General features: G+C 55.4%; 12 protein-coding genes and 1 tRNA gene. 8 read left to right on the forward strand and 5 right to left on the reverse strand.

Translation table 11 applies throughout. The annotated features are described in order from the left end of the window. Positions 1 to 64: 64 nt before the first annotated feature. The gene (locus ACSC94_RS02455; RefSeq protein ID WP_435641486.1) at positions 65 to 424 is read right to left on the reverse strand and encodes a tRNA-binding protein; all 360 of its coding nucleotides are present in this window, start codon (positions 422 to 424) and stop codon (positions 65 to 67) included. A 72-nt stretch (positions 425 to 496) separates the two neighbouring features. Beyond that, positions 497 to 958: a phasin family protein gene (locus ACSC94_RS02460; RefSeq protein ID WP_435641487.1), complete on the reverse strand. Its 462-nt coding sequence runs from the start codon at positions 956 to 958 to the stop codon at positions 497 to 499. A 239-nt stretch (positions 959 to 1,197) separates the two neighbouring features. On the opposite strand from ACSC94_RS02460, the gene ACSC94_RS02465 reads away from it, so the two are divergent. Then, positions 1,198 to 3,774: a PAS domain S-box protein gene (locus ACSC94_RS02465; RefSeq protein WP_435641488.1), complete on the forward strand. Its 2,577-nt coding sequence runs from the start codon at positions 1,198 to 1,200 to the stop codon at positions 3,772 to 3,774. Here ACSC94_RS02465 and ACSC94_RS02470 read toward each other — a convergent pair. Then, positions 3,760 to 4,416, reverse strand: a complete 657-nt coding sequence (locus tag ACSC94_RS02470; protein WP_435641489.1) for a regulatory protein RecX — start codon at positions 4,414 to 4,416, stop codon at positions 3,760 to 3,762. The two genes, ACSC94_RS02465 and ACSC94_RS02470, sit on opposite strands and share 15 nt — an antisense overlap. Before the next feature lie 85 nt (positions 4,417 to 4,501). Between ACSC94_RS02470 and ACSC94_RS02475 the strand changes: the two genes are divergently transcribed. Beyond that, positions 4,502 to 5,431 (forward strand): Hsp33 family molecular chaperone HslO, encoded by a 930-nt coding sequence (locus tag ACSC94_RS02475; protein WP_435641490.1) that lies wholly within the window; start codon positions 4,502 to 4,504, stop codon positions 5,429 to 5,431. A 10-nt stretch (positions 5,432 to 5,441) separates the two neighbouring features. After that, positions 5,442 to 6,149: a hypothetical protein gene (locus ACSC94_RS02480; RefSeq protein ID WP_435641491.1), complete on the forward strand. Its 708-nt coding sequence runs from the start codon at positions 5,442 to 5,444 to the stop codon at positions 6,147 to 6,149. A 44-nt stretch (positions 6,150 to 6,193) separates the two neighbouring features. Here the strand turns inward: ACSC94_RS02480 and ACSC94_RS02485 are convergent, their stop codons facing one another. Continuing rightward, positions 6,194 to 7,648 carry a TrkH family potassium uptake protein gene (locus ACSC94_RS02485; RefSeq protein WP_435641492.1) on the reverse strand — a complete coding sequence of 485 codons (1,455 nt, stop codon included), beginning with the start codon at positions 7,646 to 7,648 and terminating at the stop codon, positions 6,194 to 6,196. 115 nt (positions 7,649 to 7,763) lie between these two features. Then, on the reverse strand, positions 7,764 to 8,672 hold the full coding sequence (locus ACSC94_RS02490) for an OmpA family protein (RefSeq protein ID WP_435641493.1): 909 nt from the start codon (positions 8,670 to 8,672) through the stop codon (positions 7,764 to 7,766). A gap of 210 nt (positions 8,673 to 8,882) precedes the next feature. On the opposite strand from ACSC94_RS02490, the gene ACSC94_RS02495 reads away from it, so the two are divergent. From ACSC94_RS02495 to ACSC94_RS02515, 5 genes are all read left to right on the forward strand, one after another. Then, positions 8,883 to 8,958 (forward strand) — tRNA-Gly (locus tag ACSC94_RS02495). A 285-nt stretch (positions 8,959 to 9,243) separates the two neighbouring features. Next, positions 9,244 to 9,813 (forward strand): DJ-1/PfpI family protein, encoded by a 570-nt coding sequence (locus ACSC94_RS02500; RefSeq protein ID WP_435641494.1) that lies wholly within the window; start codon positions 9,244 to 9,246, stop codon positions 9,811 to 9,813. Between the two features lie 85 nt (positions 9,814 to 9,898). After that, a protein-coding gene (gene prfB, locus ACSC94_RS02505; protein WP_435641495.1) for a peptide chain release factor 2 occupies positions 9,899 to 11,024 on the forward strand; the annotation gives its coding sequence in 2 pieces (ribosomal slippage) (positions 9,899 to 9,964 and positions 9,966 to 11,024; 1,125 coding nt in all). Beyond that, positions 10,945 to 12,378, forward strand: coding sequence for a TcpQ domain-containing protein (locus ACSC94_RS02510; RefSeq protein ID WP_435641496.1), 1,434 nt, complete (start codon positions 10,945 to 10,947; stop codon positions 12,376 to 12,378). The genes prfB and ACSC94_RS02510 overlap by 80 nt, the downstream gene beginning before the upstream one ends. Positions 12,379 to 12,555: 177 nt before the next feature. Continuing rightward, on the forward strand, positions 12,556 to 15,684 hold the full coding sequence (locus ACSC94_RS02515) for an ATP-binding protein (RefSeq protein WP_435641497.1): 3,129 nt from the start codon (positions 12,556 to 12,558) through the stop codon (positions 15,682 to 15,684). Positions 15,685 to 15,780 lie beyond the last annotated feature (96 nt).

Below are 15,780 nucleotides of genomic sequence, written 5' to 3' on the forward strand. Positions count from 1 at the left end.
TGGGGCCGGTATCCATGCGATCTATCCTATGGACCCCGGCCTTCGCCGGGGTGACGGGAAGGGTTTAATACAGGCGGCCACCGTTTGGCACAGTTTTGTCCGGCCGAACCAACGTAACGTTCCCGTTTTCATCCGGAAACCCCAGAACCAGAATTTCCGACATAAACTTCCCAACCTGCTTCGGTGGAAAATTGACCACGGCGGCAACCTGCCGTCCGATCAATTCTTCGCGGGTGTAGTTTTGCGTCACTTGCGCCGATGTTTTGCGCTGGCCAATCTCCGGTCCAAAATCAACGAACAGCTTATAGGCCGGGCGGCGCGCCTCGGGAAATTCCTGCACGTCCACAATGGTGCCGACACGCACCTCAACCTTCATAAAATCGCTGAATTCAATGGGTTCTTCGCGGGTGTTGTGGGTGGTCATCGTGCCGTCTCCGAATAAAAATAAGGGCGCCGTTATCGGGCGCCCTTATTAAATCATAGATCGCTGAAAAAATCAGGCGGCTTTGCGCGCTGTTTTTTCTGTTTTTGCGACCTTCGCCGGAACGGTGCCCAGTGTTTCCAGGCTGTCCGTGATGCGGGCGTTCAGGATTTCACCGGCTTCGGTGCCTGTCTTGCTGACAACATCGGAAATTTCACGCAGGCTGGTTACGGAACGCTCATACGCCGTCTTGATCAAATCGGCCTGACGGGCGACTTTCTCTTCCGGTGTACCTTCGCCCAGCAATTGCTGAGTCAATGCCGTGTTTTGCTGAACCAGTTCGTTCATCAATGTGCTTTGGCATTGCGCAACGTTTTGCAGGCCTTCAACAGTGACCTGTTGCAGTTCGGTAAAGGCTTCAACATTTTTACGATAGAGTTCCAGAACCGCGCTCATATCAAACGCGTAGCGGTTCGGCATCAGATTTTGCAGATATTGTGTATCGAAGAAGGACGCGGTGTTTTTGGACTGTGTCATTTTTGACCTCCACACTCTTGTGATTATGAAATTTAGGCTTCAGTAAGCCCTCATTCTTGGGCCCGGGGCAGGGGGGAGTCAAGCGAATTTGTGCAGCGCACAGGTTCTGGAAATGCCCGTTTTATAAGTATTTCCGTGAATTTTACAGCCGCCATAACGCGTTAGCGAAACGTTAACCCAAAACCCCCAAAGTGCATGGTGGGGACGACTCTATCTTTAACACCGCAAAGACCTGATTCATGCTGATTATCGGCGCCGATCAAAGAGAGAAAGCAGAAGACGAAACGCAAGCGCGCAGCTTGCGTGGTTCGACTGCGCAGGTGATGGTGCTGGTCAACGGCATGATCCTGGCTGTGGTCGCGTATCTGGCGCTGTCATACTTCATCGGCGATATGTTGAAGGCCGAGCAGAAGCGCACGGTTGTTGAAACCGAGCGCACGATCAATGACAATTTGCACGCGCTGGAAAGCGCGATCAAAGCGGCCTCGACCATTCTGGTTTTGGAAGAGGATATTCCGTCTGAAATTTTGCAAAAAACAATTTCCTATGCCACCCCGAATATCGACCAGTTCGATTACCTGATCTGGTTGCGCGATCATGGGAATGGAGCATGGAGCATCACACATTTTATGAAGCCGTCATCGCCCGCGGCCTTGGAAAATGATGCCTATAATGTTCAAAGCCGGGAAGATCAGGCTGCTTTGGTGCGCTTTATCACAGAGAACAAGGTTCGCATTTACGAAGATGTTTTAATCCGCACCGATATTCCCGGCACAAACTATGTGCAGGAAGGGGCGGAGCCACTGATCAAAAATCGCCCCTTTGCCATGATCAAAAAAATCATGACCCCGGACGGGCCAGACAGCTTTCTGGTGGGGCTCAGCCGCGTATCGGCTGTGATTGATCGGGAGTGGCTGAACGAACGGACAGAGTTGAACGGTCTGGTTTTGCGTGAAGGCGCCGCAGGAAACCCCATTTTTTACATGAACCGTCAGGGACAAGCAGGCGGCGCAGAGGGTAAAAACCTGCGGAATGATTACGCCTTTACCATTGGCAACGCCAAATGGACGATGCAGGTGGATGTCGGGCAAACGCGCCACACTGTTTTCCTGGAAAAAACGCCGCTGCTCGTCCTGTTCTTTGGTACGATGTTTACAATCGTTGGCATGTTGTATGTGCGCAATAATCAACGCCAATCAGGCCGCCTGGCCGTCATGAACAAAACGCTGGCCCATAAGAACTTTGAACTGAACAGCGAGATTTCAGAACGTGAACGTTTGAACAACAGCCTGCGCAAGGCGGAACGTGAAAACCGCGCCATTATCAACGCGGTAACCGATATTATTTTTGAAGCCACTGCGGAAGGGGATATTCTGTTCCTCAATGATGCGTGGGGTCGCGTGACCGGGCACGATATTGGTGTATCCATTGGCAAAAACCTGTTTGACATGCTGCATCCGCAGGATCAGGCCGAGCAACGCGACCAATTCCAGCAAATGATCCGGGGGCAGCGACCCGCTTATCGCAGTTTTGCGCGTGTGCGCACACGCGAGGGCACATTCCGTTCGGTTGAATTGGCCATGTCCATGATGCGGCAGGACGAAAACCGCAATACCCGCGTGGTTGGCACCATGACCGACGTGGAAGAACGCCGCCGCGCGGAAAAAGCATTGGGCGAAGCGGAAAAGAAATTCCGCACGATCGTTGAAAACGCCGCAGGCGGTATTTATCAGGTTACACAGGATGGAAAATATCTGAGCGCCAACCCTGCTATGGCCCGTATTCTGGGCTATGAAACGGCGGATGATATTGTCGGGTCGATCCGCAATGCCAACAGCGAAATTTATGAATCCGTTCGCGACCGGAAACAATTTCTGGCCCAGATTGACGAAAAGGGCACGGTGAAAAATTTTGAGATCACCGTCCGTCGCAAAGATGGGAACATTATCTGGGTCAACGAAAACGCCCGTGCCGTCCGCGATGACGAGGGCAATATCCTGTATTACGAAGGCAGTATCGAGGATATTACCCAGCGGAAAGAAGCCGAGATCAAATTACAGGAAGCCAAGGTTCATTCCGATATGGCCAGCCGCGCAAAATCCGAATTTCTGGCGAATATGAGCCATGAATTACGTACGCCCTTGAATGCCATTATTGGTTTTTCTGAAATCATCAAAAATGAAGTGTTCGGCAAACTGGAACAACGCCAATATTGGGATTACGCCAACGACATTTATGACAGCGGCAAGCAATTGCTGAAAATCATCAATGAAATTCTGGATGTTTCCCGCATTGATGCGGGCGAGCGGCAGTTGAATGAAAGTCTGGTTCGGTTGGATAAGATTGTTCAATCTTCGCTGGATTTGATGGGGCCGAAAATTGAAAGCGGGAAGCTCACCGTGACCAACATGCTGGATGCCGCCATGCCCGATGTGATTGGTGAAGAGCTGGCCTTGAAGCAGATTATTATGAATTTGTTGTCCAACGCGGTGAAATTCACGCCGGAAGGCGGGCGGATTACCCTGTCCTATGAACTGGATGCCGATGGTCAATTGCGCCTGTCCATCACCGATACCGGTGTGGGGATGGATGATAATGAAATTCAAAAAGCCCTGTCACCGTTTGGTCAGGTGGATACATCCCTGCAACGCTCAACATCGGGCGCTGGTTTGGGGTTGACGCTGGTGGATGCGCTGACGCGCCTGCACGAAGGGTCGTTTGAATTGTTCTCGCAAAAGGGGCTGGGCACAACGGCCACGATTATTCTGCCTGCGCGCCGTGTGTCCGCGCATGATGCGGCGTCAAACGCGTCGTAAATCCTGCTCGTCCAGATCCTCTACCGTCATCTCCACAACACGCCGCGCGATGTCATAGCTGAATCCCGCCCGTCCGATAGAGGCAATGGCTTTATCCCGGTCAATATCCTTGTCCGGTGCGGCATAGGGGCCGATGCGTTTGCGCCGGGCCAGTTTCAGGGCCGCGTGCAAATCTCCTGTATCATGGTCCTGCGCGCCTTGTTCGGTGTCATGGGTGGCCAGCAAGGCACCCACCGTTTCACTATCCAGTCCCTTGACCTGCAACCGGTTCATAATCGCCCGGCGGGACAGACCGCGACGGCGCAGGGAATTTACGGCCCCTTCGGCATACATGCGATCATTCAGCAATCCTTGACGAATGAAATCCTCGATCATGGCGTCCAGCCATTGCAGGCATTCATCGCGGTTCTGGTCCACGTGCGCGTGACAGGACCGGTCAATTTTCCGGGCCATGACGGACCGGAAATGGGCGGTGCTGGTGGCGAAGCGTTGCAGGTAATACAGACCAGAATTGCGCAGGTATTCAGGCGTGACCTTTTTCGGGGGGCGGGGGCCTTGTTTTGCCTGTGTTGGACGGCGCTTTCCCCGGTTGGATTCCGGGGCTGAAGACTTGATATTTTCGTGATCAGCGTTACTCTTCATCCGTGCCGCGCCCTTGAATTATGGCTTATGATGGCAGAGGCTGGGGCGCGGACACAAGGCAATAAAAACAGAAAGATTCGATATTATGACTACCCATGATGTGGATATGGTGGAAACCTTCTTTCTGGAGGATAGCAACCTGCGTGGCCGTATCGTCCGGCTGGGGCGGGTCGTGAATGATATTCTGCACACCCACGGTTATCCGGCTCCGGTGGCGACATTGACGGGGCAGGCCGCCGTGATGGCTTTGCTGTTGTCGTCCATGTTGAAAGACGATGGGATTTTTACGTTACAGGCACAAGGCGATGGCCCGTTGGGGACATTGGTGGCCGATATTACCGGACATGGCAACGTGCGTGCCTGCGCCCGCTTTGATCAGGAGCGTCTGGATCGCTGGGAAGCCGATGAAGTGCCCGAAACGGCCTATATGGGCTTGATTGGCCGTGGCCATATGGTGTTCACGATCGATCAGGGCGGCGAAAATACCGAACGCTATCAAGGCGTGGTGGAATTGAAGGGCGGCACGCTGGTTGAATGTGTGCAGCATTATTTCACGCAATCCGAACAAATTGCTACAGGCCTGCGCCTTGCATTGAAACGCGATGATGACGGCCATTGGCATGCGGGGGCGATTTTGTTGCAAAAAATGCCCGACGCGTCCAAGCCGGGCGGTGACGTCGACCCCGATGCGTGGAACCGGGCGATGGTCCTGTTGCAAAGCTGCACGGATGATGAATTGCTGGATGCGGCTTTGCCGGTCAATGATCTGCTCTATCGTCTGTTCCATCAGGAAGGTGTGCGGGCACAGGAACCGCAACCCGTGCGCCATCAATGCCGGTGTTCCGCCGACCGTGTTGAAAATGTCTTGATGGCGATGTCCAGCGAAGATCGTTTGGATCTGGCCGAAGAAGACGGTAAAATCAGCGTGAAATGCGAATTCTGCAGCCGCGAATATAAATTCGACGCGGCTGAACTCGAACATAAACTCAACAACCCCAGCGGTGTCGTACAGTAAGGACATGACAATGATGAAGAACAAACGCCTTGGCTTTCTGGTTTGCGTTTCGGTTCTGGCCCTTGGTGGGGCGGGATTGGTCGCGGGTTGCACAACGGTTGGTCCGGCACTGAAATCGCCATCCGCCCAGTTTACCCAACAGGTTGGGGTCAGCGCCTCCCGCATTGAAGTGGTGAGCGCGAGCAATGCGGCCGCCTATGGCAACGATGTTTCCAGCACCTTCCCGACGCCTTTGGATGTCGCCCTGCGTGGCTATGTCGACAAGCGTCTGGTGGCAGCCGGGGGGGAAGGCACCTTCATCTTCTCGATCGAGGAAGCCCGCGTCACCCGCGAAGATTTGCAGTCGGATAACAAATATGTGCGCAAGCTGAACATGGATAATCGCGATCGTTACAGCGCGGTGATCCGCCTGAAACTGATGCGTGAAAACCCGACGGCACCGGGTGCGGCCCATACCGATCTGCGCGTCCAGCGGACATGGACCATTGCGGACAATCTGTCGATTGCCGAACGTGAACGTGAACAAAATGCGTTTGTTGAACAATTGCTGCGCGATGTGGACACAGCCGTGGTGAATGGTGTGAACAATACGCTGCAAATCGGTGCGGATGCGGGCAATGCCGTTGGTGGCGGCGCATCGTATAGCGGCGGTGGGTATGAACAGGCCCCAAGCGTGGGCGCACAGCCCGTGCCGCAGGTGGAAGAATCGCCGTTCTAGTTTTTTGTGAATTTAAAAAGCCCCGCGATTTTGCGGGGCTTTTTTTATTTGCGCCAGAAGCTGGGCATAACCAGAACCAGCAGGGTGAAAAGTTCCAGACGCCCCAGCATCATGCCAAGGGAAATAAGCCATTTGGCAGCATCAGGCAGGGTTGAAAAATTTCCGGCCGGGCCAATAATGGGCCCCAATCCGGGGCCAACGTTGGTCAGGGCCGTGGCCGCGCCGCTGATGCTGGTGATAAAATCCAGCCCGCACATGGACAGAGCCAAAGCCAGAACAATAAACGCGCCCAGAAAGCCAAAGATAAAAACCATCACCGAATACGGCACGTCATCTGGTAAGGTTCGCCCATCATAATGCAGGGCGATGATGGCGTTGGGGTGTTGCAGTTTTTGGAAGTGGCGGCCCAGGATCAACGCCATCACCTGATATCGCATGATTTTAACACCGCCCGATGTCGAACCCGTGCATCCGCCAAAGAAGGTGAGGATAAAGAAGAAGACGACGAAAAACGGTCCCCATTGCATGTAATCCGCCGACGCATAGCCCGTGGTTGTCACGACGGATACAATGTTGAAGGCGCTTTGTAATACGGCGTCACCAAAGGGTAGAATGCCTTTGAGGGATAGCCACAAGGTGGAAATCAAAATAGCCCCCCCCAATATTGCCAGAAATGTACGCACCTGGGTGTTGCGGATCAGGGCGCTGAAATTGCCTCCCAGAACTTTGATGTACAAAACGAAGGGGAGCCCGCCCAAAATCATAAAAACCATGGCAATCCAAAGAATGTGCGGGCGATCCAGAAAAGCGCCAAACGAGCTGTCGTAATTGGCGAATCCGCCCGTCGCGACCGAGCTCATCGCATGGGTGATAGCATCGAAACCTGACATCCCCGCCATCCAGTAACACAGGGCACAAATTGCAATCAGTCCCGCATAGATGTAACCGATGGCCGTGGCCACCTTCTGCATCCGGGGCAAAACCTTGTCGGATTTGTCGGAGGATTCCGTGCGGTATAGCTGCATTCCGCCAACGCGCAGGAAGGGCAGGACCGCCATGGCCGCAACGATAAACCCGATGCCGCCCAACGCATTCAACATGCATCGCCACATCAAAATACCCGGCGGCATGGTGTCAAGGCCGCTCAGAACAGTTGCGCCTGTTGTTGTAATGCCCGATACGGATTCAAAAAACGCGTCGGTAAAACCAATATCCGTTTCGCTGGCCAGCCAGAAGGGCAGGGCCCCAAACCCAGCCAGTGCGAACCAGCTCACGGCGGTCAGCAGGAATGTTTGTTTGATGGTCAATTGAAACGGCTTGTCGCTGGCGTTGGCCAGTAATGTCGTGCCGCCAAAGAACGCGGTGATAGACATGCACAGCAGGAAAACTTTCCAGTCCGGATGATTGTGTACCATGTCGACAAACATCGGCACGCTCATGCTGATGGCCAGAATGCAGAGCAGGGCGCCGACAACGTAGAAAATGGGTCTCAGGTCCATGGGAGGGAACCAATCGCTTTGTGTTTATTTTTTGTTTTTAAGAAAATGGCCGGGACGCTTGTTCAACATCCCGGCCACCGATTTTTTTTATCCCTGAAGATTCAGGGGCGATCGCTTACTGGAAGCTGATCTGACCACGACGGTTGGCAGGCTCGCGCACACCGTCAGCGGTTTTGACCAGCAGTTCACGCTCGCCACGGCCTTCAACGTTGATCTTCGCCGGGTCGATACCGCGTTTGATCAGAGCGTCACGCACAGCGTTACCGCGGCGCATAGCCAGTTTGTCGTTGTAAGCGTCGGAGCCCGAGCTGTCGGTGTGGCCAACAACGCTGACCATGTTGACGCTGCGTTTGCTGATTTCGGCTGCAACGGCATCCAGAACGCTGTTACCACCAGCGTTTACAGAGGATGAGTCGAAGTCGAAGAAGACCAGATACATGGAGTCCGCAGCCGCCATCGGATCGGATGCTCCCATATCCAATGCGGATACCGGGGCCATCACGTCTTCAGCAGGCATTGGTGCCGGTGCCGGCAGCAAGGCTTCCAACTGGTCCATGGCTTCAGCGAATTGCGTTTTGCATGCGCTGATGTCGTCTTCCTGCCAGTTTTCTTCTTGCTGTTCGATCCAGCAGTCAAAGCGGGCTTGTGCCACGGCGGACAGTTGCGGGGCAATGTCACGTGCGCCACGATCAAATGCATTGATCAGACGGCCACGGCCGGTGCTCAGCTCTTCCATATGACGGGGCAACAGGTTCCAATCGCTGATCGGTTCCGGCATCACGGCGTCACCGCCTGCTGCTGCCAGACCTTTACGGGCGAAGTGGATTGCATCCGGGTAATCGAACATGTCGTTCATTTCGCGATTGGCGAAATCACGATATTCGGCCGCCAGAGATTGCGTGAACGGGCTGCCTACCGGCTGCACCTCGTTCAGGGCTTCAACTTCACTGTGGCTCGAAACACCGGAACATGCCGCCAGGGACAAGGCCAGTCCTGCTAAAACAACGCCGCGCAGCTTAATCATGTGTTGCTCCTTGAAATAGATACGTTTTTTGTGCGCTTGAATAATAAATCTTACCGCTTGGCCTTTATAAACGAGTCCCGGACTTTGTAAAGTCGCTGCAACTTAAATCACTTAAAATCCCCAATTGTTTTTTCGGGGGAGCTGTGCCATATCAAGGCCCTACAGGTGCCGGGGGCCAGTATTTGGCGGTTTTCCGGCTGTTTTCGGGGTGCGGGCGTAGCTCAGTTGGTAGAGCGACAGCTTCCCAAGCTGTAGGTCGCGAGTTCGAGACTCGTCGCCCGCTCCAAAAACATTCGCCTCTGCACAAATCTCCACAATTCAATTGTCTGAAATAAAATAGAAAATCCCTTTTTGGACAAAGGGATAGAGTTTATTTCTTGACTTTGAACCCGGGAATCATCATGGTGCGGCAATCTGTAAAACACAGGTGTGTACATCCCCTGAACCCCGGCCAAAGCGCAAACGCCACCAAACGCCATTCGAACCGTTTTTTCAAAGGGTTCATCGCACGGCTTTGAAGCGGTTATGGGGATCAATAAACAGTATATGTAAAGAAGAGGACTGTGACTTCATGAGTAAAATGCTCTCCGGACAAAACGTAGCCATCCTGACCGCCAACGGTTTCAACCAACATGATTTGATCGAAGCACAGAAGGCCCTGTTGGCCGCTGGTGCAAAAGTTAAGCTGATCAGCCCGGATCAAGGTTTGATCAGTGGCTGGGACGGGCAGGGCTGGGGCCACAATTTTCCGGTGGATCAGGCACTGGCGACCGCACTGGGCGCCGATTACGACATGCTGGTCATCCCGGGCGGCAGCCGCGCGCTGGATAAACTGCAAACCACGGCGCATACCCGCCGTTTCATCAACAATTTCATGACGATGGCCAAACCGGTTGCGTTGTTCGGGGATGCGGCGTCCGTGCTGGTCTTCGCGGAACAAGCCAAGGGCCGTGTTGTGGCCGTTGCCGAAAGCGCAAAAGCTGTGCTGGAAGCAGCAGGCGCGACGGTCGTGGACGATGTCATGGCCATGGACGGCAACCTGATGTCCTCCCCGGTTGTTGACGGTGAACAACGTCAGGGCCTGATCGTACAAATGCTGGACTTTTTCGCTGGAAACGCCAAACTGGCGCAAGCAGCATAAGGGCTGGCTGAAGAATTTTCCTAACGCCCCTGCGGATCACTCCGGGGGGCGTTGGTTTTTGTAGAAGAATTTAAGGATCATTGCCATGCGTGCAGATATTCAAGCGCTGGTCAACGACATCAATGAGTCGCTGGCCTTGCTGAGGAGGCATCTTTGACTGGGATACAGCAATCGACCGTCTGGCCGAACTGACATCCCTGAGCGAAGATCCGGATCTTTGGTCCAACGCGGACAAAGCCCAAACCATCATGAAAGAACGCAACCGTCTGGATCAAAAGGTTCAGTCGGTGCGCGCCGTTGAAAACAGCATGAATGATTGCCTCGGCCTGATTGAAATGGGCGAGGAAGAGGGCGATCAATCCATCGTGACCGAAGCGGAAGCGTCGCTGAAAAAATTGCGCGACGATGCACAACGCATGCAGATCACCAGCCTGCTGTCCGGCGAAGCCGATGCCAATGATGCGTTTTTGGAAGTGCATGCCGGGTCCGGCGGCACCGAGGCGCAGGACTGGGGTGAAATCCTTCTGCGCATGTATACGCGATGGGCGGAACAACATGGCTACCGCGTGACCCTGCTTCAGCGCAGTGATGGTGAAGAGGCGGGTATCAAGGCCGCAACCATTAAAGTTGAAGGCGAAAACGCCTATGGCTGGCTGAAGGCCGAAACCGGCGTGCATCGTCTGGTGCGTATTTCACCGTTTGATTCCAATGCGCGCCGCCACACCAGTTTCTCGTCTGTGGCTGTTTCTCCGGTGGTGGACGATACGATCGACATTGAAGTTCTGGACAAGGATTTGAAGGTCGATACGTTCCGGTCCAGCGGCGCGGGCGGTCAGCACGTGAACACGACCGATTCCGCCATTCGTATCACGCACATTCCATCCGGCATTATCGTCGCGTGCCAGGCCGAACGGTCCCAGCACAAAAACCGCGATACGGCGATGAGCATGTTGCGCGCGCGTTTGTATGAAGTTGAGTTGAAAAAACGCGAAGATGCCACGCAAGCATCCTATGGTGAAAAAACAGAAATCGGCTGGGGACACCAGATCCGGTCCTATGTTTTGCAGCCCTATCAAATGGTCAAAGATCTGCGTACCGAAGTGGAAAACACCGATGCGTTCGGCGTTCTGGATGGCGACCTCGATCGCTTTCTGGAAGCGTCACTGGCGCACGGGTTGGAAGAAAAATCCGGTAACAAACAAACCGCATAATAAACGGGTGGGCGAGGGCATGATGATCCGCAAAATTTTACTGATGAGCAGTGTGTGTCTTGCCTTGGGTATGGGGGCCGCGCACGCCGAAAGCGGTGCCGTGCCCAGCAGCGCATGGCTGGTCGGTCCGGCGTCCATGTCGGCGGCGGGGGCTGGCGGTGTTGCGGGTATTCCCTGTATCGTCACCAATCAATTCAATAACGGCTACAGCTTCCGCTTCTCTGGCGGGGGCAATCGTTTGCTGGCCGTGGCCATTGATATTGGCCAACCGACGTTGACGCGCGGGCAGGATTACGATGTTGAAATCGATGTTCCGGGTGAATTTTTCCAGCTTGTTTCGGCGTCCGCGCATGATGATCACACGCTGTTGCTCAGCCTGAAAAACATGCCCGATGTTTACGATGCGTTGAAAAAAGCGCGCAACGTTGCCATTCGTGTGCAGGATGGCCCGTCTGCTGAATTTGTTATGGTGGGCTTGTCCGAAGGCTTCAAGCGGATGGAATCTTGCTACAACGGCGGGGGCGATGATGCGCCATCCGCACCGACGCAACGCGATGCCAAGGCCCCGCTGCCCCCAGGCGTGTTTGAAATCAAAAGCACCAGCGGCGACAAAATTGTAATGCCCGAAGCGCCCGTTCCGGCGGTGGATGCCCCGGCTCCGGCCCTGCCTCCGGTCACGGCTGGCGCGGCGGTTCCGCCGATGGCGCCGATGGGTGAAATGGGCGCATTAACGCCTATGCCGGGCGACCCTGCGGGGGGTGTATCCGGTGATGTTGTGTCCATTGAAAATTTGCTGGACCGCGCGGCGGATGACAATGCCCGCGCCTATGCCGAAGCCGCTGGCATTCTGGCCAAGGCCAAACAGGGTGCGGATACAGGCAAGGCGCTGGCCGCCAAGGGCATCGCGCCGGTACCTGCTGCTCCGGTTCAGGAAGAAACGGTCAAAGAAATTTCCAGCGGACATGCGCTGGCGGCAAGCTGGGCGGACCCCACGGTCAAACGCGCAAACCCGTCCGATATTGTTCGTGGCGATGTGGCAACACGCACGGCTGTGGGCGCACCATCCGGCACACCATCGGACCAACGCTGGGCGGCGATGAAGGGGCAGGATCTGCGCTCCACCATCGAATCCTGGGGCGCACAACAGGGGTTGCAGGTGATCTGGATGGCGGATTCGCCCTACACCGTGCAACGTTCGGTCAGTTTTCAGGGGCCGTTGACGGGGGCGCTGTCGCGTCTGCTGGAACAGTTTGGCGGCGAGGCCGAACGCCCCGTTGGGCGGATTTACAACGATCCGACTCTGAATGGTCAGGTTTTGGTGGTTGAATCTGATCGCGCCTGGAAAGGGCAATGATCTAATTTATTGATTTTACAGGGCTTTCGTTCCGGGGATAGTCGAACATTCCGGTCCGAAAGCCCTTTTCACATGCGAATCCTGCCTGTATGCTTGCAAAACCTTTATTTCTGCGACGTTTTCGGGGAAACCATGCGCTCTCGCTCTCTTTTGCTTTCAACAGTTTTGATTGGTCACATGGCGTTCGGCGCCGCGGCATTTGCGGCCGGGGAACGGGAATGGACCGTAATGCGCGTGGCCTCCAACGCTGCTGCCGGGGCGGATGCCCATTGCGCGCTGGTGCGGCAGTTTGACAGCGGTGTGAAACTGACCATCGCGCGGAACGCGGCGGATGAAACGACGGTTGATCTGGATTTTGGCAAGGACAAAGCCGTTGATAAAGGGATCTCGGTCGATGTGCGGATGAAAACGGCACAGGGTCAGGATCGCAAATTTGAAATCGTCCCGACATCCGATCGCGGCATCACCGTGAATATGGGGCGCGATGACGCGTTTATGAACGCACTGGAATCCAGCGGCCAGATGGCCATTGCCTTTGCCGACAAAAAACTGGTCTTTGCCGAATCCAACATGAAATCCGGTATTGCGGATTTGTACGCCTGTGTGGGCGGTGGTGTTGAACCGGCTGCGGGCGGAAACGACAGCGGGTCGCTGGACGATGTTCCGGCCATGCCGAAAATGGCCGTGACCCCGGTACAGGTTGAGGCCGATGCGGCGGATATTCTCTCCGCCCCGGAAAAACCGGTGATGCGCGATCTGACCGAAGCACCCGTGAAATCATCCAGCGGCGATGCCCTGATGCGCAAGATGCAGGTTGATGAAGTCGTGCGCGAAGCGCCGGCCAAGGCGGTTGAGAAGGTAAAAGAAACGGCAAAAGCGGCCACCCCCAAACCGGCTCCTGCGCCAGCGCCCGCTCCGGCCCCTGCGGCGTTGATGGCGTCATCGTCCGCGAACACCGATCTGGACAATCTGCGCGAGGAGAATATGCGCCTGCGCAACGCGCTGGAACGCGAACGCCGCGAATTTGAAAATCGTTACCAGCAACAATCCTCCGGCAGCGCCACCGCGTCGGAGATGAGCGAGAAACTGCGTCTGCTGGAAATGGAAAACAGCGACCTGCAATCCCGCGTGTCCCAATTGGGGCAGCAGGCAAAGGCCGCCCCGGCTGTGTGCGAAACATCCAAGGATGATGCCGCCGCATTGGGCGCGATGAGCGTCGAAGTTGAAAATCTGCGCGCCGAAAATGCGAAGATTAAATCGGACATGACCATGTTGAGCCAAGCCAAAACGGCGGGCGATGTGGCCAGTGCCGAGCTGGAAAAACTGCGCGTTGAAAACACGCAGATCAAGGCCGAGATGGCGACATTGGCACAGGTGAAAACCACCGCTGAGGCGGCCAATGCCGAATTGACGAAACTGCGCACGGAAAATACCCAGATCAAGGCGGAAATGGCCACGCTGGCACAAGCCAAGACAGCGGGCGAGGCCGCCAATGCGGAACTCACACGCCTGAAGGCCGAGAACATGCAGATCAAAGCCGAAATGGTGACGTTGTCACAGGCGAAAACAGCAGGCGAAGCGGCCAGTGCCGAACTGACCCGCCTGCGCACCGAAAATACGCAGATGAAGGCTGAACTGACCGCGCTGCAAAGTGCCAAGGTTGAAACCGGCAATGCCGTGGCCGCCGCACAAAGCAAAGCGGGCGATCTGACGACGCAGTTGAAGGCGGTTGAGGCCGAACGCGATACGTTGAAACAACAGGTCGTTGCGCTGGAGGCCAAAGTGGCCGAATCCGCAACCGCGTCGAAAACCGAAAGCACCAGTCAGTTGCAAGCGCTGGAAACCCGCCTGAAAGACATGGCAGCGGAGCGCGATCATCTGGTTGCCGAACTGCAAACGGCGAAGACCGCAAAAGTCCAAGACAATGCGGCCCCGGCCGAATTGACGCAGATGCAAGATTTGCTGAAAAAAGCAAACGAGGAAAACGTAGCCTTGCGTCAGCAAGTGGCGGCGCTGGAGGCGAAAACCACCGCACCGAGCGAAGAGCTGAAAACCAATATGGCCACCGTGACGCAATTGCGCGCGGCTGAGGCCGAATTGGCTGTGATCCGGTCGGAGCGGGATCGTCTGTCCGAACAATTGCGCGTGGCCAAGAGCGCGGGCGGCAAGGAAACCGTTATTGCCTCTGCCAACTGGGATCTGGAACAGGCCACGAGCCGTTTCAACGAAGCCGAACGCGAAACACGCCGTCTTGGCTCTTTGCTGGATGAAGAACGTGCGAAATGCGGACGCGAGAAGAAAGAGCTGGAATACATGCTCTTTGATCCGAAAATTGCCGAGAAAGAACAAACCGCCCGTCTGGTCCGTCTGGAAGAAGAATTGGCCCTGACCAAACAAAAACTGGCTGGCGGTGGCGATGATGGCAAAGACCAGCGCATCGCCCAGTTGGAACAACAACTGGCGACCGAACGCGCCCGCGTGGATCAGGAAGTGCAAAAACGCGTGGCCGATCTGGAACGTTCCTATGCGCAACGTGAATCGGTTCAGGCCGGTACTGAAAAGGATGATGGCGGGATTGTTGATGCGCTGAAAGCCGAAGTGGCCAGCCTGAATACGCAACTGTCCAATCTGCACAGCGAAAAATCAACCATGGCGAGCCAGTTGGCGCAGGCCAATTCCAACCTGAGCAACCGCACAGCGGAAACGGTCAGCAAGGCACCGGTCGAGGTGTCGTATGATCGCTTCGCGGCGGTTGAGCCGAAGCCGCGAGTTGAACCTGTATCCTATCAGGCCCCAGCCCCGGTTCAGAAAAGTGAAATTGCCCCTGTAACATCATCGGGCACGCTGGTCTCTGGCAACCGTCTGGAACAAGTGCTGCGCGGATCCGGCCTTACACTGAGCCAGAATGTGCAGCCGATTGCTGCGGCAACCAGTGCCGGACAAGTGGCTTATCGTTGGGAAGCGGGCACGGGTGTGTTTGGTTCGGCGGAGCAGAAAATCCTGCGCTCCCCCGCGGACTTTGACACGAATGTTCAGGAATATCTGAAACGCACGGAAAGCCGTTGCAAGGGACAGTTCGCCGCTGTTCCGGCTGCGGAAGGCACCGTTCAGGGGGGCAGCGTGTCCACCTATGAAATCGCCTGCGTGGACGAAAGCGGGGCAGGGGCTTCGGCATCGCTGCTCTTCGCTATTCAGGACAGCATGTTCACCGCCATTGCCCACGAAGCCGCCCCGGAATCGATGGATCTGGCCATGGATGCCCGCGACCGTCTGGTCAGCGGCTTGAAGACTCAATCGCTGAAGTAAACTTCGCGATTTAAAACAATGGGTTATTTGGATAAGGCGGCCCCATCACCGGGCCGCCTTATCCCGTTTATGGGGTGCAAAGGCCGCGGTTTCCTT

The sequence above is a fragment of the Micavibrio aeruginosavorus genome, assembly GCF_051245535.1.
GTDB lineage: Bacteria > Pseudomonadota > Alphaproteobacteria > Micavibrionales > Micavibrionaceae > Micavibrio > Micavibrio aeruginosavorus_D.